This is a genomic window from Streptomyces sp. NPDC051020 (assembly GCF_040683105.1).
Taxonomy (GTDB): Bacteria; Actinomycetota; Actinomycetes; order Streptomycetales; family Streptomycetaceae; genus Streptomyces.
Genome location: NZ_JBFBCG010000034.1, coordinates 3985 through 20253, shown reverse-complemented (window position 1 = coordinate 20253; position 16269 = coordinate 3985). Strand labels below are relative to the sequence as shown.

Below are 16269 nucleotides of genomic sequence, written 5' to 3'. Positions count from 1 at the left end.
CAAGTTCTACGAGAAGGGAACAGGGAAAGGACGCGGCGGTGCGGGAGACCCGGAGGTCCGAGGAGGTTCGGGGAGGTTCCGAGAAGATCCAATCGAACCCGGTGGGATCCGAGTGATCAGAGGGGTCAGCGGTCGAAGTCGAGTTCCACCTCCGGTGTGAGCGGATGCGACTGGCAGGCGAGCACATAACCCGCCCCTGTCTCTTCCGGCTCCAGCGCGAAGTTGCGGTTCATCCGGACCTTGCCCGAGACCAGGAACGCCCTGCACGTCCCGCACACCCCGCTCTTACAGGCGTACGGAGCGTCGGAGCGGCTGCGCAAGACCGTTTCCAGCAGCGATTCGCCGTCCTGGACCGGCCAGTTGCCCGAGCGTCCGTCCAGTGTCGCGGTGAGCGTGCTGTGTGCGGGCGCCTCGACCCGCGTGCGGGTGGGAGCGGCTGGGCCGTCGTCGACGTGGAAGATCTCCTGGTGGACACGGGCCCGGTCGACACCGAGGCCGTGCAGCGCACCCTCTGCCGCCCGGACCAGGCCGAACGGCCCACAGAGATACCAGCCGTCCACCTCTCCCACCGACAGGAGCGCGGGCAGCAGCCCGGTCAGCCGCTCCCGGTCGAGCCGGCCGGACGGGAGGCCTGCCTGCTGCTCCTCGCGGGAGAGCGCTGTCACCAGCTGGAAGCGGTCCGGGTAGCGGTCCTTGAGGTCGGCGACCTCGTCCAGGAACATCGTCGAGGCAGCCGTCCGGTCGCTCCGGATCAGACAGAACCGGGCCTCGGGCTCACGGGCCAGCAGAGTCGACGCGATCGACAGCACCGGGGTGATGCCGCTGCCGCCGACGATCGCCGCGTAGTGACCGGCACGGGGCGTGAGCACGAAGCGTCCCATCGGGGGCATCGCTTCGACCTGGTCGCCGACGGCGAGTTCCTTGAGGGCGTACGTGGAGAACGCACCGCCGTCGACCAGGCGGATGCCCACCTTCAGCTCGGGATCGGCTGGGGCATCGGCGGCCGGGGTGCAGATCGAGTACGAACGCCGGATCTCTTCGCCCTGGACCGTGTAGCGCACATTGAGGTGCTGCCCTGGCTTGTGGCGGAAGGTCTCGCGCAGCTCGGGGGGCACCGCGAAGGTCACGGCCACCGAGTCGTCGGTCAGCCGCTCGATCGCTCGGACCCGGAGCGGATGGAACATCTACAACTCCTTGAAGTGGTCGAACGGTTCACGGCAGCTCGCGCAGCGGCGCAACGCCTTGCAGGCGGTGGAGGAGAACCGGCTCAGCAGCTCCGTGTCCGTGGAGCCGCAGTGCGGGCAGCGCACCGAGAGGGTGAGCGGCACCGGTCCGCCGGACCCGGTGCCGGCATCATGCGGGCGCGGGGGTGCTATGCCGAACTCGGCGAGCTTGCGCCGCCCCTCCGCGCTGATGTCGTCGGTCGACCAGGCCGGTGCGAGCACAGTGACCACGGAGACCTCCGGTATGCCGTGGTCGTGCAGCACCTGCTCGATATCGGCCGACATGGCCTCGATCGCCGGGCAGCCGGTGTACGTCGGGGTGAGGCGGACGGTGACTTTGCCGGGGGCGAGCACCTCCACTCCGCGGAGCACGCCCAGCTCCTCCAGGGTGAGCACAGGCAGCTCGGGGTCGGGCACGGATCCGGCGAGCCGGCGCACCTCCTCTTCCAGCAGCGTGCCGGTCACCATGACGCCCCCGGGTGGCTGCGGTGCAGATGCTGCATCTCGGCGAGCATCCGCCCGAAGGGTTCCGTATGGATGCCCTGCCGTCCTGCCCCGGCCGCCCAGGCCCCGGACTGCGGACCGGTCGGCACCGTCAGCGTCGCCTGCTGCAGGACGCCGGTGACGGTGGCCAGCCAGTCGGTGTGCAGCGACGGCCAGTCGGTCTCCACTCCCTCGACCGGCTGGAACAGTTCACCGGTGAACCGCCACAGCGCATCCACCCCGCGCTGCATCCGCTGATGACTCTCCTCCGTGCCGTCGCCCAACCGCAGCGTCCAGTGCGTGGCGTGGTCCTGGTGGTATGCGACCTCCTTGACGGCCTTCGCGGCCAGCTCGGCGAACTCGCCTCCGCCGGTCGCCAGTTGCTCGTACAACCCCCGCTGGTAGACGGAGAAGTACAGCTGGCGGGCGATGGTGTGGGCGAAGTCGCCGTTGGGCTGTTCGACCAGCTGGACGTTGCGAAAGGCGCGCTCCTCGCGCAGGAACGCCAGCTCGTCCTCGTCCCCGGCGAGCGAGAGCAGCACCCGGGCCTGTCCCAGGAGGTCCAGGGCGATGTTGGCGAGGGTCACCTCCTCCTCCAGCACGGGCGCGTGGCCCGCCCACTCCCCCAGCCGGTGCGAGAGCACCAGCGCGTCGTCGCCGAGGGCGAGGGCCGCGGTCACAGGTTCTTCACCCCTTCCGGGATCTCGTAGAACGTGGGGTGCCGGTAGGGCTTGTCGCCCGCCGGCTCGAAGAACGAGTCCTTCTCGTCCGGTGAGGAGGCCGTGATCTCCGTGGATGGCACCACCCAGATGGAGACGCCCTCGGAACGGCGTGTGTACAGGTCACGGGCGTTGCGCAGGGCCATCTCGGCGTCCGGGGCGTGCAGGCTGCCCGCGTGGGTGTGGGAGAGGCCGCGCCGCGAGCGCACGAACACCTCCCAGAGCGGCCAGTCGGTCGAGCTGCTCATGCCGTCGCCTCCGCGTTCGGTGAGGTGTGCATGCCTGTCCGGGGCATTTCCGCGTGTGGTGCTTCTGCGACGTGGGCCGGTGCGTGGGCGTGGCGCGTCGGTGCGGGGTGCTTGAGCGCGTACGAAGCCGCCGCGTCCCGGACCCAGGCGCCCTCTTCGTGTGCCCGGCGCCGCTGTGTGAGGCGCTGTTCGTTGCACGGGCCGTTGCCCTTCAGGACCTCCTGGAACTCCGTCCAGTCGATCGCCCCGAAGTCGTGGTGTCCGCGCTCCTCATTCCACCGGAGGTCCGGGTCCGGGAGGGTGAGCCCCAGCACCTCGGCCTGCGGGACACAGATGTCGACGAACCGCTGCCGCAGCTCGTCGTTGGAGTGCCGCTTGATCTTCCAGGTCATCGACTGCGCCGAGTGCGCCGATGCGTCGTCCGGCGGGCCGAACATCATCAGGGACGGCCACCACCAGCGGTTCACCGCATCCTGCGCCATCTCGCGCTGCTCCGGGGTCCCGCGGCCGAGGGTGAGCAACAGCTCGTACCCCTGGCGCTGGTGGAAGGACTCCTCCTTGCAGATACGGACCATGGCCCGTGCGTACGGACCGTACGAGCAGCGGCAGAGCGGCACCTGGTTGGTGATCGCGGCGCCGTCCACCAGCCAGCCGATCGCGCCGACATCCGCCCAGGTCAGCGTGGGGTAATTGAAAATTGACGAATACCTCTGGCGGCCCGCGTGGAGCTTGTCGAGCATGTCCTCGCGGCTCGTCCCCAGCGTTTCCGCCGCGCTGTAGAGATACAGCCCGTGTCCCGCCTCGTCCTGCACCTTGGCCATCAGGATCGCTTTGCGGCGCAGCGAGGGCGCGCGGCTGATCCAGTTGGCCTCGGGCTGCATGCCGATGATTTCGGAGTGGGCGTGCTGGGCCATTTGCCTGACCAGCGAGGCCCGGTACGCGTCCGGCATCCAGTCGCGCGGCTCGATGCGCTCGTCGGCCGCCACCGCGGCGTCGAAGGCTGCTTGCTGAGCCGCGTCCGCCCCGGCCGGCCCATCGGGCCCACCTGCTGTCGCCGGCGCGGTCCCTCGCGCCTGGCCCTGCGCTGTCTGGTCCGTAGTCACTGCCGCCATCCCGGGCTCCCTACCGACCGATCGTTCGGTTCGATGGCTTCAATGGTGAGTCGGTGGCCCGTAGGGTGTCAACCCTGTGGATAACTGACCGGGGATCGACGGGGATCGGGGCGGGATGGATTCGTACGACGACAGGGGCGTCGGAGACGGGAACGGGAGCGGTGGTCCGGGGGTGGACCCGGGTTCGTACCTGCGTCTGCGTACGGCACCGTCCGCTGAATTCGCCGGAGCTCCCACGCCGGGACGCTCCGGTATCGCCGGACTGTCCCGTCCGTACCAGATCGTGGCCGCCATCGCGCTGTCGGTCATCGGGACGATTGCCTGCACCCATCTGGCCATGGTGTTTCTGCACGTCGCCCCGTCCAACACGCTGACCAAGCAGCACGGCAAAGCGGTCGACGACTGGGTCTATCCCGAGTTCGAGCAGAACTGGAAGCTCTTCGCTCCCAATCCGCTCCAGCAGAACGTCGCTCTGCACGTACGGGCTGAGATAGCCGGTCCCGAAGGTCGTCGCACCACTCAGTGGATGAGTCTCTCGGCCGAGGACGTCAGAGGGATACGAGGCAATCTCCTCCCCAGTCACATCCACCAGAACCAGCTCCGCCGCGCCTGGGACTTCTATCTCAACTCCCACGACATCCAGAACCGCCCGAACGGACCGCGCGGTGCTCTCTCCGAGCGCTACATCCGCCGCATCGTGATGCTGCGCCTCGGCGAGCACGACTACGGCGGCACCGTCGAGCGCATCCAGGTCCGCTCCGAGGTGCGTTCCCTCTCCGCGCCGCCGTGGAGCACGGAGAAGATCAGCACCAAGCCGAACTACCGGGTGCTGCCGTGGTGGACCGTCACCCCCGCCGACCTCCCCGGGAACGCCAAGGGGGCGGTCAAGTGAGTACGGCTAACCCCGGCCGCAAGCTCGCCGGTGGCGTGCAGCGCATTACCTCCTCGGCCCTCGGCCGGTATCAGAGCGCCGTTGTCCGGATCGGTTTCTCCGCCACGTACCTGCTGTTCCTGCTGCGTGAGCTGCCGCACCGCCATGAGATGTACGGCCCCGACGCCCCATGGCATTGGGACATGGCGAAGGAGCTCATATCGGGCAATGAGTCCTTCTCGGTGCTCATGTGGTCGGACAGCACGGCCTGGTTCGAGATCGTCTATGCGGTCGTCCTGCTGTCCGCCGCACTGCTGATGGTCGGCTGGCACACCCGCGCGATGTCCATCCTTTTCATGGTCGGTGTGCTCTCGCTGCAGAACCGCAGCGTTTTCCTGGGTGACGGCGGGGACAACGTCGTCCATCTGATGGCGATCTACCTCGTGCTGACGCGCTGCGGGCAGGTCTGGTCGCTGGATGCGCGACGTGCGGCGCGGGCACGCCGTACGGAGTCAGGGGCGGACGACGAGTCGAGGTCGGAGCAGGAGCCGGGGGCGGGAGGCGCCCGGCCGGCCTTGAATGTCGCCGGCACGATTCTGTGGCTAGTGCTCGGCCTGGTCCTTGTTGTGGCTACGGCGACAGACGGCCTCGGTGGCACCTGGTGGCTGCCGACTCTCTTCTGGGTGCTGTGGATCGGGCACGGTGTCTGGTGGGCCGTGAACCGTTACGCGCCGCAGAGCGAACCACGCACGCTGCTCGATGTCCTCGCCAACCTCGTGCACAACGCCACTCTCGTCGTGATCATGGCCGAGGTCTGTCTGATCTACGCGACCGCGGGCTGGTACAAGGTCCAGGGATCGCGTTGGCAGGATGGCACGGCGCTGTACTACCCGCTCAATCTCGACTACTTCACCCCGTGGCCCGCGCTGTCGGACCTCCTCGCGTCCCATGGCGTGATGGTCATGGTGCTGACGTACGGCACGGTCATCGTGCAGGTCGCCTTCCCCTTCACTCTTTTCAACCGGCGCGTCAAGAACGTCCTGCTCGTCGCCATGATGTGTGAGCACGTGGGTATCGCTCTGCTGCTGGGGCTGCCCTTCTTCTCGATGGCGATGATCGCCGCCGACTCCGTCTTCCTGCCGACGGTCTTCCTGGTCTGGCTGGGCGGCCGGGTGACGCTCGGGCGGCAGCTGCTGTTCTCGCGCACGGGCCGGGTGCCCGAGCAGCAGCGGGGCGGCGAGGAGGAGGCACCGCAGCACAGCAGAAGCAGTGGCCATACGCTCGTCGGGTGAGCAGTGATACCGGCAGTAGTAGGAGCAGTAGCAGTGAGAGTCCGTCGGCCGATGGCCTCGGGGTCGGTGAGCAGTCCGCGGAGGCGTTGCAGTACGACGACGGATTCGGGGCGGAGATCGGCGTCGGGCCGCATCCGCTGCCCTGGCCCGAGGGCGAGCGGTACGACCCCGAGTTGCTCGCCCAGGGCGACCGGCGCAATGTCGGTGACGAGTACCGCTACTGGACGAGGGAGGCGATCGTCGCCGATCTGGATCTTCGGCGGCACGACTTCCACGTAGCGGTGGAGAACTGGGGCCACGACTTCAATATCGGGTCGGTGGTGCGGACTGCGAATGCCTTCCTCGCCAAGGAGATCCACATCGTGGGCCGACGGCGGTGGAACAGGCGCGGTGCGATGGTCACCGACCGGTACCAGCACGTGCGGCATCACCCCGACACGGCGGATCTGACCGTCTGGGCGGCGGCCGAAGGGCTGCCGATCATCGGGATCGACAATCTGCCGGGGGCGGTGCCGCTGGAGCGGACCGAGCTGCCGCGGCGCTGTGTGCTGCTCTTCGGGCAGGAGGGGCCGGGGCTGACCGAGGAGGCGCGTAAGCACGCGACGATGGTGTGCTCGATTGCGCAGTTCGGATCCACGCGGTCGATCAACGCGGGGGCCGCGGCGGCCATTGCCATGCATGCGTGGGTGCAGCGGTATGCGGATATTTCGAGGGGCGTGGGAGCGGGCTGAGGCCGGGAGCCGACTGTGCGGGCGGGGCGGCGCCTGCGGCAGGTCTCTCGCGCCCCTGCCCGTAGCGGGCGCTCTTCCCGAAATGGGGGCTCCGCCCCCCGGGCCCCGCTCCTCGAACGCCGGGGGAGCTCAAGAGACGCCGAGGGGCTGGAGCCGGGAGGAGCGGGGCAGGCCGTGTCAGGCCTGGCGGCGGACTTCCACCATGCGGAAGCGATTTGATACGAACGCTCCGTCGCACAGGGCCGCGTTGGCCGCAGGGTTGCCGCCCGAGCCGTGGAAGTCGGAGAACGCCGCAGTCTGGTTGACGTACACCCCGCCCGTCAGATTCAGCGAGAGCTGGGCCGACTCGTCCAGGCAGACGTCCTCCACCGCGCGCTCCACCTCCGGTGACGTCGTGTACGCCCCGACCGTCATCGCGCCCTTGTCACGGATCGTGCGGCGGAGCAGCTCCACAGCGTCCGCCGTCGAGTCGACCGCGACCGCGAATGCCACCGGACCGAAGCACTCCGACAGATACGCCGCTTCGTCGTCCGGCTTCGTGCCGTCGAGCTTCACGATGACCGGGGTTCGGACCACCGCGTCGGGGAACTCCGGGTTGGCCACCTCCCTTGAGGCCAAGGCGACTTCGCCCAGCCCTGCCGCTGCCTCCAGGCGGGCCTTCACATCCGGGTTGACCAGCGCGCCGAGCAGCGCGTTCGCCCGGGCGTCGTCGCCGAGCAGACCGGTGACCGCGGCTGCGATGTCGCCCACCACGTCGTCGTACGTCTTGTCGCCCGTGTCCGTCGCGATGCCGTCCCGGGGGATCAGCAGGTTCTGCGGGGTGGTGCACATCTGGCCGCTGTACAGGGAGAGGGAGAACGCCAGGTTGGACAGCATGCCGCGGTAGTCGTCGGTGGAGTCGACGACGATCGTGTTGACCCCCGCCTTCTCCGTGTAGACCTGTGCCTGGCGGGCGTGGGTCTCCAGCCAGTCGCCGAAGGCGGTGGACCCGGTGTAGTCGATGATCTTGATCTCGGGGCGGACCGCCAGGGCCTTCGCGATGCCCTCGCCCGGACGCTCGGCGGCCAGACAGACGAGATTGGGGTCGAAGCCGGCCTCGCTCAGTACCTCGCGGGCCACCTGCACCGTGAGCGCCAGAGGGAGCACGGCGCGCGGGTGCGGCTTCACCAGGACGGGATTGCCGGTGGCGAGAGAAGCGAACAGTCCCGGATAGCCGTTCCACGTGGGGAAGGTGTTGCAGCCGATCAGCAGCGCGATGCCGCGGCCCGCCGCGATGTACGTCTTGTGCAGCTGCAGCGGATCGCGCTTGCCCTGCGGCTTGGACCAGTCCGTCGTCCGTGGGGTGCGGATCTGCTCCTCGTACGCATACGCCACCGCCTCCAGGCCGCGGTCCTGGGCATGCGGGCCGCCCGCCTGGAACGCCATCATGAACGCCTGACCGCTGGTGTGCATCACGGCGTGGCCGAACTCATGGGTGCGGGCGCTGATGCGCGCCAGGATCTCCAGGCAGACCAGCGCCCTGGTCTCGGGCCCTGCCTCGCGCCACACTGCCATTCCCGCGCGCATCGCCGGAAGCAGCACATCCAGGTCGGCGTGCGGATACTCGACGCCGAGCTCCGGTCCGTAGGGCGAGGTCTCGCCGCCCGTCCAGCCGTCGGTGCCCGGCTGACCGAGGTCGAGCCGGGTGTGCAGTACGGCGTCGAAGGCGGCCTTGCCCTCGGCGGCGCTCAGGCTGCCCGGTGCACCGCCCTCGCCGTACGCCTTCGGGTGCTCGGGGTGCGGGGACCAGTACGCGCGCGTGCGGATCGCGTCGAGGGCCTGGTCGAGCGTGGGGCGGTGCTTCTCGGACAGCAGGTGCGGGGAGAGCTCGGCGGCCATGGCGGACCAACTCCTCATCGAGCTGGGCAGGGACGGGCGGACAGAGTTAGAGTAACCGAACGATCGGTCGGGACAAGGGGCCCCACGAAACCTGTGGACAACTCGTAGGGGAGGATCGCGGACATGACCACGGCCAAGCGGGACACGTACACCCCGGAGACTCTCCTCACCGTCGCCGTCCGTGTCTTCAACGAGCGCGGTTACGACGGCACGTCCATGGAGCACCTGTCCAAGGCGGCGGGCATCTCCAAATCGTCCATCTATCACCACGTCACAGGCAAGGAGGAGCTGCTGCGGCGCGCGGTCAGCCGGGCGCTGGACGGGCTCTTCGGGATTCTCGACGAGCCGGGTGCGACGCGCGGGCGCGCGATCGTGCGGGTCGAGTACGTCACGCGACGTACCGTCGAGGTGCTGATAGCCGAACTGCCCTACGTCACGCTGCTGCTGCGCGTACGGGGCAATACAAAGGCCGAGCGCTGGGCCATGGAGCGTCGGCGTGAGTTCGACCAGCGGGTGGCCGAACTGCTGCAGGCGGCCGTCGCGGACGGCGATCTCCGCTCCGACATCGACATACGTCTGGCGACGAGGCTGCTCTTCGGAATGGTCAACTCTCTGGTGGAGTGGTATCGGCCGCAGCCGGGGGGCGACGCAGAGGGGGAGCAGCTGGCGGACACGGTCGTCCAGCTGGCCTTCGAGGGGATGCGTTCCGACCGCTGAACCGTTGACGGCCGGACAGGTCCAGACCACCATCCTTCGGCATGGCTGCCTTCCTTCGTGTTCCCGGGTTCTTGTGTGCTGTCACGTTGCTTGCCGCCGTGTCGCTGACCGGCTGCGGAGGGGGCGGCAGCGGCGACACCGGTGGCAGCGGTGCCGAGAAGGGGGCGGACGCGAGTGAGGAGGCCCGGCAGCCTGATGACTTCGGCTGTCTGACATCGGCCGAGGCCGAGGCGGCGTCCATCACCTTCAAGTCCGCCGACTCCACCGAGACCGGCGGCTATATGCCCGGCGGTGCGAGCGGCGCCGGGACAGGCGCGGGGATCGTGCTGACCCACCAGTCCGACGGCACCGCCTGCCAGTGGAAGGACAAGGCCGACGAGCTGCACCGGGCCGGCTATCGGGTGCTCGCGGTCAATTCGACGGGCCAGGAGGTCTCCGAGATCATCGGGGCGGCCGGGTATCTGCGCGGCAAGGGCGCGAAGAAGCTGCTGCTGATGGGGGCGTCCAAGGGGGGTACTGCCGTGCTCACCGCGGCGCCGGAGCTGCAGCCGCAGCCGGACGCGGTGGTCTCGCTGTCCGCGCCGACGCTGTACTCCGGAATGAACGCGCTGGGCGCCGTGCCCAAGCTGACCGTGCCGGTGCTCTACATGGCCGCCGAGTACGACGAGTACTTCGGGGACGATGCGAAGACGCTGAACCGGGCGAGCACCAAGGCGGCGGAGCACAGGCTGATCTACGTCAAGGGCGCCGGTGAGCACGGAGTGGCGTTGCTCAACAGCCAGGAGAACTGGGCCGCGGTACGGGCGTTCCTCAAGAAATACGGTTCGTGAGAGGCCCTGGTGTCCCTCCTGGCAAGCTTTGCCCCGTCGCGCCGCCCGGCACGCTCGCTCGCTGCGTTGGCCAAAAGACCGACCGGCACATGGGGGGCGGCGTCGCGGGGCTGGGTGCGCACATCTGCGGCGTTGTCGTCAGTCGACAACTCCCCCATAGCCCGAAAGGCATGGGAGGGGCCCCCTCCGCGTTGCCTCCCTCCTCCGCCTTGCAGCTGCACCCACCCAGCCCCGCTCCTTCTCCCACCCCCCATGTGCCGGTCGGTCTAAGCCCTGGTAGCTCCTTCGCCAAGCTCTCGGCTTCGTTCGAGCAGGGGAGACTCCACCCCAGGACGTCCGGCTGCCTTGCGATCTCACTCACCTGTCCACAACCTCCCCGGGCAGTACACCTAGGTCAGCTCGGTGGGGCGCTCGGGGCCCGGGTCCAGGTCCGTCTCCTCGAACACCAGCAGCGTGCGGGTGGAGAGCACCTCGGGGATGGCCTGGATCCTGGTCAGGACGAGCTCGCGCAGCGACCGGTTGTCCGGTGTGTGCACGAGCAGCAGCACGTCGAAATCGCCGCTGACCAGTGCGATGTGGGTAGCCCCCGGCAGTGCCTGGAGTTGCTCGCGCACCGTTCGCCAGGTGTTCTGGACGATCTTGAGCGTGATGTACGCGGAGGCGCCCTGTCCCGCCCGCTCATGGTCCACCCGCGCGCTGAAGCCGCGGATCACCCCGTCGTCGATGAGCCGGTTGATCCGGGCGTAGGCATTGGCGCGCGACACGTGGACGCGGTCGGCCACTGACCGTATCGAGGCGCGGCCGTCCGTCTGAAGCAGCCGGAGGATGTCGCGGTCGATGGCGTCGAGGGGCCGCGCGGGCGGAACCCGGCCGGGGTCCTCGGCTCCCTCGGCCATTTGTTCAGCTGCCATGTCCCCGTGCCTCCCTGCCCTGGACGACCTGCCCCTATCCCAGGCTGTGGAGAACCGTTTGTCCACAGGCTGACGGTGCCTGTAGCCAAAATGCGTTCGCGACCGAACAATCGGTAGGTGAGGCACGCCATATCCGCGCCTCGGTGCGTGCTCGACATTTCGACATATTCAGCCACACCTCGATATCAGGTGATCCCTCGATATCGCCAGATGCCGCTCGATACCCCTCGATGCCAGGAGGTGCTTGTCATGACGGTCCAAGAGCTGCCCGGCGCGGCCGCTTACCGGCCCACGCCGCCCCCGGCCTGGAAGCCGCTCACCGACCCCGCGCCGCTGCTCCCGGACCCCGAGCCGTACCGCGTGCTCGGTACGGATGCCGCGGCCGACGCAGACCCGGAGCTGCTCCTGCGGCTCTACGCCGAGCTGGTGCGCGGCCGGAGATACAACGCACAGGCGACTGCCCTCACCAAGCAGGGCCGACTTGCCGTCTACCCTTCCAGCACCGGGCAGGAGGCCTGCGAGATAGCGGCGGCGCTGGTGCTGGAAGAGCGTGACTGGCTCTTTCCCAGCTACCGCGACACCCTCGCGGCGGTCGCGCGCGGTCTCGATCCGGTCGAGGCACTGACCCTGCTGCGAGGGGATCGGCACACCGGTTACGACCCGCGCGAGCACCGCATCGCCCCGCTCTGCACCCCGCTCGCCACCCAGCTCCCGCACGCCGTGGGCCTGGCGCACGCGGCGCGGCTGGCCGGCGACGACGTGGTCGCGCTCGCCATGGTCGGCGACGGCGGGACGAGCGAGGGAGACTTCCACGAGGGTCTGAATTTCGCGGCTGTCTGGCGGGCCCCCGTGGTCTTCCTGGTCCAGAACAACGGCTTTGCCATCTCCGTGCCCCTGTCCAAGCAGACGGCGGCGCCGTCCCTGGCGCACAAGGCGGTGGGGTACGGGATGCCGGGCCGGCTGGTCGACGGCAACGACGCGGCCGCGGTGCATCAGGTGCTCGGCGAGGCGGTGGCGCGTGCCAGGGCCGGAGGCGGTCCGACGCTCGTCGAGGCTGTGACGTACCGGATGGACGCCCATACGAACGCCGACGACGCCACGCGCTATCGCGTCGACAGCGAGGTGGAGGCGTGGCGGGCGCACGACCCGATTCAGCTTCTGGAGCGGGAGCTGACCGGGCGCGGGCTGCTCGCTGAAGACGGCATCGAGGAGGCGCGCGCGGCCGCGGAGCGGATGGCCGCCGGGCTCCGTGAGCGGATGAACGCCGATCCGGTGCTCGACCCGATGGACATCTTCACCCATGTGTACGCGGAACAGACCACGCAACTGCGCGAGCAGGCGGCCCGGTTGCGGGTCGAGCTCGACGCCGAGCAGGACCACCACGGCCAGAGCGGCCCACGTGGTGCGGAGGGAAGGCGATGACGACGGTGGCGGCTGTGACCGGCGAGCAGACGGAGAAGGCCAAGCCGGCCACCATGGCGCAGGCTCTGGGGCGTGCACTGCGTGACTCGATGGCCGAGGACCCGACGGTGCATGTCCTCGGTGAGGATGTCGGCACGCTCGGCGGGGTCTTCCGGATCACCGACGGGCTGGCGAAGGAGTTCGGCGAGGACCGCTGTACAGACACGCCGCTGGCCGAGGCGGGCATTCTCGGGACGGCTGTCGGTATGGCGATGTACGGGCTGCGGCCCGTGGTGGAGATGCAGTTCGACGCGTTCGCCTACCCGGCGTTCGAGCAGCTCATCAGCCACGTCGCCAAGATGCGGAACCGGACCCGTGGTGCCATGCCGCTGCCGATCACGGTGCGGGTGCCGTACGGCGGCGGGATCGGCGGAGTCGAGCACCACAGCGACTCGTCTGAGGCGTACTACATGGCCACGCCCGGCCTGCATGTCGTCACGCCCGCCACGGTCGACGACGCGTACGGGCTGCTGCGGGCCTCGATCGCCTCCGACGACCCGGTGGTCTTCCTGGAGCCGAAGCGGCTGTACTGGTCGAAGGCGGCCTGGTCGCCGGAGGCGCCGGTGGCCGTCGAACCGATCGGGCGGGCCGTCGTCCGCCGCCCCGGGCGCAGCGCGACGCTGATCACGTACGGGCCGTCCCTGCCTGTCTGCCTGGAGGCCGCGGAAGCGGCCGTCGAGGAGGGCTGGGACCTCGAAGTGGTCGATCTGCGTTCGCTGGTCCCGTTCGACGACGAGACGGTTGCCGCTTCGGTGCGGCGCACCGGTCGCGCGGTCGTCGTCCATGAGTCGTCCGGCTTCGGCGGCCCCGGCGGGGAGATAGCCGCCCGGATCACCGAGCGCTGCTTCCACCACCTGGAGGCGCCGGTGCTGCGGGTCGCCGGATTCGACATCCCCTATCCGCCGCCGATGCTGGAGCGGCACCATCTGCCGGGTGTGGACCGGGTGCTCGACGCGGTTGCGCGGCTGCAGTGGGAGGCGGAGAGCTGATGACCCAGGTGCTCGAATTCAAGCTGCCCGACCTCGGCGAAGGACTGACCGAGGCGGAGATCGTGCGCTGGCTGGTGGAGGTCGGCGACGTGGTCGCCATCGACCAGCCGGTCGTCGAGGTCGAGACGGCCAAGGCGATGGTGGAGGTGCCGTGCCCCTACGGAGGTGTGGTGACCGCCAGGTTCGGCGAGGAGGGCACGGAACTTCCGGTCGGGGCACCGTTGTTGACGGTGGCGGTCGGGTCCGCTGCGGGAGAACTCTCCGCTGATGGGGCTGCGGAGGCCGAGGCGTCCGGCAATGTGCTGGTGGGGTACGGGACGGGGGCACCGGCGGCGCGTCGTCGGCGGGTCAGGCCCGAGGCGGTCACCGGTGCCGGGTCTGTGACGGTGCCTGCGGCGGAGCCGGCCCGGGGGGCTGTCGCAGGGGCGGTCCCCGCGGCTGTTCCCGGTGAGGAGCCGGGGCCGGTGGCGGTCGTCTCGCCTTTGGTCCGGAAGCTGGCGCGGCAGCATGATCTCGACCTGAGGCAGCTGACGGGGTCGGGGCGGGACGGTCTGATCCTCCGGTCCGATGTCGAATCCGCCATCAGGGCGGCGGCAAGCGGAGCAGTGGAGTCGGCTCCTGCGTCCGCAGTCCCGGCGTCGGCTTCGGTGTCGTCCGCGGCATCGGTGGCCCCTTCGGTTGCCCGTGGGCTCGCCGGCGAGCGGATTCCGCTGCGCGGTGTACGGGGCGCGGTCGCCGACAAGTTGGCACGCAGCCGGCGCGAGATACCCGACGCCACGTGCTGGGTCGACGCGGACGCCACCGAGCTGATGGCCGCGAGAGCCGCGATGAACGGCGTCGGCGGTCCGGCTGCGGGGCCGAAGGTGTCGGTGCTCGCCCTGCTGGCCCGTATCTGCACGGCTGCGCTGGCCCGGTTCCCCGAGCTCAACTCCACGGTGGACCTGGACGCGCGGGAGATCGTGCGGCTGCCCGACGTCCATTTGGGGTTCGCGGCCCAGACCGACCGAGGGCTCGTCGTCCCTGTCGTGCGGAAGGCGCAGGACCGTAACGTGGAGTCGATCGGTGCCGAGATCGGCCGGCTGACCGAGGCTGCCCGGATGGGGAAGCTGACCCCGGCGGATCTGAGCGGCGGAACGTTCACGCTGAACAACTACGGGGTGTTCGGGGTCGACGGTTCGACGCCGATCATCAACCACCCGGAGGCGGCCATGCTGGGTGTCGGTCGCATCGTGACCAAACCGTGGGTGCACCAGGGTGAGTTGGCTGTGCGCCAGGTTGTTCAGCTCTCGCTGACCTTCGACCACCGGGTCTGCGACGGCGGCACGGCAGGCGGCTTCCTGCGGTACGTGGCCGACTGCGTGGAACAGCCCGCGCTGCTGCTGCGCACGTTGTAGGAGAAGAGGAGAAGAGGAGAAGAGGAGAGGAAGCGGAGGAAGGGAGGGGGAGGTTCAACCGGAGCGTGTGGCACTCATACTCGGGACATGACCGTGTATGACGCCATCGTCCTTGCCGGAGGGGCCGCCAAGCGCCTCGGGGGTGCTGACAAGCCGGCCCTGCGGGTGGGCGGCCGGGCGCTGCTCGACCGGGTGCTGGCCGCCTGCCCGGACGCCGCAGCCACCGTCGTGGTGGGCGGTCGGCGGCCCACCGTACGCCCAGTGACCTGGGCGCGCGAGGAGCCGCAGGGCGGCGGGCCGTTGGCGGCGCTCGGTGCCGGGGTGCGGCTCACGTCGGCCGGGCATCTGCTCGTGCTCTCCGCCGATCTGCCGTTCCTGGGGGAGAGCACGGTCGAGGAACTGCTGGCCGCAGCTGCTCACGGGGAGCGTGACGGGGCGCTGTGCGTGGATCAGGACGGGCGGGACCAGCCGCTGGTCGCCGTCTACCGTTCCGAGCCGCTCCGTCGCGAGCTGGCCCTGCTGGCCGCCGAGCACGGCAGCCTGGCCGGGCTCCCGCTGCGCCTGCTGACGCACGAACTGGACCTCGCCCGCGTCGAGGCCGATCCGCTCGCCTCCTTCGACTGCGACACCTGGGAGGACGTTGCCGCAGCCCGGGCCCGTATCAGAGAGCATGGGACCGTGCTGGACGAATGGATCACCGCAGTCAAGAACGAACTGGGCATCGAACTCGACGTCGACACCGACGTCCTGCTCGACCTCGCCCGTGATGCCGCCCACGGTGTGGCCCGGCCCGCCGCGCCCCTGACGACCTTCCTGGTCGGGTACGCGGCGGCGAAGGCGAGCGGCGACGGCAGCGGAGCCGAGGCCGTGGCCGAAGCCGCCCGGAAGGCGGCCGCGCTCGCCCTTCGCTGGGCGGACGAGGCCGAGACGCCATGACGACGCCCGCACGCCGCAAGGCCGACGGGGGCGCGGCCGACGACTGGACCCCCGGACCTTCTCCGGATCCGGGGAGCAGGCGCTCGAGGGCGGATCAGCCCGCTGTCCCGACCTGGGGAGAGACCGGTTCCGCCGCGAAGGCTCCGGCGGCCGGCCGGGACACCGCAGCGGATCAGGACCGGGTTGCCGCGGATGCCGGCCGGGCTGGTGTCGCAGGAGGAGCTCAGGCGGTCTCGGGTGCCGGCGTCGCAGGGGCCGCCTCGGCGGCTGGTCAGGCTCCTGCGGAGCATGAGGTCCCGAACACCGAGGGCGCCCGTGCCGCCGCGGAGGACCGGGCCGCCGAGCAAGCCTGTGGTGCCGCGGAGGACCGGGCCGCTGAGCAAGCCTGTGGTGCCGCGGAGGACCGGGCCGCTGAGCAAGCCTGTGGTGCCGCGGAGGACCGGGCCGCTGAGCAAGCCTGTGGTGCCGCGGAGG

General features: G+C 69.7%; 16 protein-coding genes. 9 read left to right on the top strand and 7 right to left on the bottom strand.

Translation table 11 applies throughout. The annotated features are described in order from the left end of the window. Window positions 1-125: 125 nt before the first annotated feature. Genes AB0N06_RS19870 through paaA form a run of 5 tightly spaced genes read right to left on the bottom strand, consistent with a single transcriptional unit; the run spans window position 126 to window position 3785 of the window. The gene (locus AB0N06_RS19870; RefSeq protein ID WP_366135997.1) at window positions 126-1184 is read right to left on the bottom strand and encodes a 2Fe-2S iron-sulfur cluster-binding protein; all 1059 of its coding nucleotides are present in this window, start codon (window positions 1182-1184) and stop codon (window positions 126-128) included. Further along, the gene (gene paaD, locus AB0N06_RS19865; RefSeq protein ID WP_366135996.1) at window positions 1185-1691 is read right to left on the bottom strand and encodes a 1,2-phenylacetyl-CoA epoxidase subunit PaaD; all 507 of its coding nucleotides are present in this window, start codon (window positions 1689-1691) and stop codon (window positions 1185-1187) included. Beyond that, window positions 1685-2386: a 1,2-phenylacetyl-CoA epoxidase subunit PaaC gene (paaC, locus tag AB0N06_RS19860; protein WP_366135995.1), complete on the bottom strand. Its 702-nt coding sequence runs from the start codon at window positions 2384-2386 to the stop codon at window positions 1685-1687. The genes paaD and paaC overlap by 7 nt, the downstream gene beginning before the upstream one ends. Continuing rightward, window positions 2383-2673 (bottom strand): 1,2-phenylacetyl-CoA epoxidase subunit PaaB, encoded by a 291-nt coding sequence (paaB, locus tag AB0N06_RS19855; RefSeq protein WP_366135994.1) that lies wholly within the window; start codon window positions 2671-2673, stop codon window positions 2383-2385. Before paaB ends, paaC begins: the two co-directional genes overlap by 4 nt. Then, on the bottom strand, window positions 2670-3785 hold the full coding sequence (gene paaA / locus AB0N06_RS19850; RefSeq protein ID WP_366135993.1) for a 1,2-phenylacetyl-CoA epoxidase subunit PaaA: 1116 nt from the start codon (window positions 3783-3785) through the stop codon (window positions 2670-2672). Before paaA ends, paaB begins: the two co-directional genes overlap by 4 nt. A gap of 115 nt (window positions 3786-3900) precedes the next feature. On the opposite strand from paaA, the gene AB0N06_RS19845 reads away from it, so the two are divergent. From AB0N06_RS19845 to AB0N06_RS19835, 3 genes are read left to right on the top strand one after another with little or no spacing between them, the layout of a single operon-like run. Further along, window positions 3901-4677, top strand: coding sequence for a DUF5819 family protein (locus AB0N06_RS19845; protein ID WP_366135992.1), 777 nt, complete (start codon window positions 3901-3903; stop codon window positions 4675-4677). Next, the gene (locus AB0N06_RS19840; protein WP_366135991.1) at window positions 4674-5948 is read left to right on the top strand and encodes an HTTM domain-containing protein; all 1275 of its coding nucleotides are present in this window, start codon (window positions 4674-4676) and stop codon (window positions 5946-5948) included. The genes AB0N06_RS19845 and AB0N06_RS19840 overlap by 4 nt, the downstream gene beginning before the upstream one ends. Then, complete coding sequence (locus AB0N06_RS19835) at window positions 5945-6679, top strand: TrmH family RNA methyltransferase (RefSeq protein WP_366135990.1); 735 nt, start codon at window positions 5945-5947, stop codon at window positions 6677-6679. The genes AB0N06_RS19840 and AB0N06_RS19835 overlap by 4 nt, the downstream gene beginning before the upstream one ends. A 177-nt stretch (window positions 6680-6856) precedes the next feature. On the opposite strand, the gene paaN is transcribed toward AB0N06_RS19835, so the two are convergent. After that, entirely contained in the window at window positions 6857-8557 is a 1701-nt protein-coding gene (paaN, locus tag AB0N06_RS19830) for a phenylacetic acid degradation protein PaaN (protein WP_366135989.1), read from the bottom strand. A gap of 123 nt (window positions 8558-8680) precedes the next feature. Here paaN and AB0N06_RS19825 point away from each other — a divergent pair, with 123 nt between their 5' ends. Both AB0N06_RS19825 and AB0N06_RS19820 read left to right on the top strand, forming a co-directional pair. Next, window positions 8681-9274 carry a TetR/AcrR family transcriptional regulator gene (locus tag AB0N06_RS19825; protein WP_366135988.1) on the top strand — a complete coding sequence of 198 codons (594 nt, stop codon included), beginning with the start codon at window positions 8681-8683 and terminating at the stop codon, window positions 9272-9274. A gap of 41 nt (window positions 9275-9315) precedes the next feature. After that, on the top strand, window positions 9316-10104 hold the full coding sequence (locus tag AB0N06_RS19820) for a hypothetical protein (protein ID WP_366135987.1): 789 nt from the start codon (window positions 9316-9318) through the stop codon (window positions 10102-10104). A gap of 389 nt (window positions 10105-10493) precedes the next feature. Here AB0N06_RS19820 and AB0N06_RS19815 read toward each other — a convergent pair whose 3' ends face one another. After that, a complete protein-coding gene (locus tag AB0N06_RS19815) occupies window positions 10494-11015 on the bottom strand; it encodes an Lrp/AsnC family transcriptional regulator (RefSeq protein WP_366135986.1) in 522 nt (173 codons plus the stop codon). A 249-nt stretch (window positions 11016-11264) separates the two neighbouring features. Here AB0N06_RS19815 and pdhA point away from each other — a divergent pair, with 249 nt between their 5' ends. From pdhA to AB0N06_RS19795, 4 genes are all read left to right on the top strand, one after another. After that, window positions 11265-12437, top strand: coding sequence for a pyruvate dehydrogenase (acetyl-transferring) E1 component subunit alpha (gene pdhA, locus AB0N06_RS19810; protein ID WP_366135985.1), 1173 nt, complete (start codon window positions 11265-11267; stop codon window positions 12435-12437). Further along, window positions 12434-13465, top strand: coding sequence for an alpha-ketoacid dehydrogenase subunit beta (locus tag AB0N06_RS19805; protein WP_358856701.1), 1032 nt, complete (start codon window positions 12434-12436; stop codon window positions 13463-13465). The genes pdhA and AB0N06_RS19805 overlap by 4 nt, the downstream gene beginning before the upstream one ends. Then, complete coding sequence (locus AB0N06_RS19800; protein WP_366135984.1) at window positions 13465-14859, top strand: dihydrolipoamide acetyltransferase family protein; 1395 nt, start codon at window positions 13465-13467, stop codon at window positions 14857-14859. Before AB0N06_RS19805 ends, AB0N06_RS19800 begins: the two co-directional genes overlap by 1 nt. An 87-nt stretch (window positions 14860-14946) precedes the next feature. After that, window positions 14947-15795: an NTP transferase domain-containing protein gene (locus tag AB0N06_RS19795; protein ID WP_366135983.1), complete on the top strand. Its 849-nt coding sequence runs from the start codon at window positions 14947-14949 to the stop codon at window positions 15793-15795. Window positions 15796-16269: the final 474 nt, after the last annotated feature.

Coding starts and splice junctions, on each gene's coding strand:
- paaA (WP_366135993.1), bottom strand. CDS start 3,785: ATGGCGGCAGTGACTACGGACCAGACAGCGCAGGGCCAGGCGCGAGGG.
- AB0N06_RS19825 (WP_366135988.1), top strand. CDS start 8,681: ATGACCACGGCCAAGCGGGACACGTACACCCCGGAGACTCTCCTCACC.
- AB0N06_RS19795 (WP_366135983.1), top strand. CDS start 14,947: ATGACCGTGTATGACGCCATCGTCCTTGCCGGAGGGGCCGCCAAGCGC.
- AB0N06_RS19845 (WP_366135992.1), top strand. CDS start 3,901: ATGGATTCGTACGACGACAGGGGCGTCGGAGACGGGAACGGGAGCGGT.
- AB0N06_RS19815 (WP_366135986.1), bottom strand. CDS start 11,015: ATGGCAGCTGAACAAATGGCCGAGGGAGCCGAGGACCCCGGCCGGGTT.
- paaD (WP_366135996.1), bottom strand. CDS start 1,691: ATGGTGACCGGCACGCTGCTGGAAGAGGAGGTGCGCCGGCTCGCCGGA.
- paaB (WP_366135994.1), bottom strand. CDS start 2,673: ATGAGCAGCTCGACCGACTGGCCGCTCTGGGAGGTGTTCGTGCGCTCG.
- AB0N06_RS19820 (WP_366135987.1), top strand. CDS start 9,316: ATGGCTGCCTTCCTTCGTGTTCCCGGGTTCTTGTGTGCTGTCACGTTG.
- AB0N06_RS19800 (WP_366135984.1), top strand. CDS start 13,465: ATGACCCAGGTGCTCGAATTCAAGCTGCCCGACCTCGGCGAAGGACTG.
- AB0N06_RS19870 (WP_366135997.1), bottom strand. CDS start 1,184: ATGTTCCATCCGCTCCGGGTCCGAGCGATCGAGCGGCTGACCGACGAC.
- paaN (WP_366135989.1), bottom strand. CDS start 8,557: ATGGCCGCCGAGCTCTCCCCGCACCTGCTGTCCGAGAAGCACCGCCCC.
- pdhA (WP_366135985.1), top strand. CDS start 11,265: ATGACGGTCCAAGAGCTGCCCGGCGCGGCCGCTTACCGGCCCACGCCG.
- AB0N06_RS19805 (WP_358856701.1), top strand. CDS start 12,434: ATGACGACGGTGGCGGCTGTGACCGGCGAGCAGACGGAGAAGGCCAAG.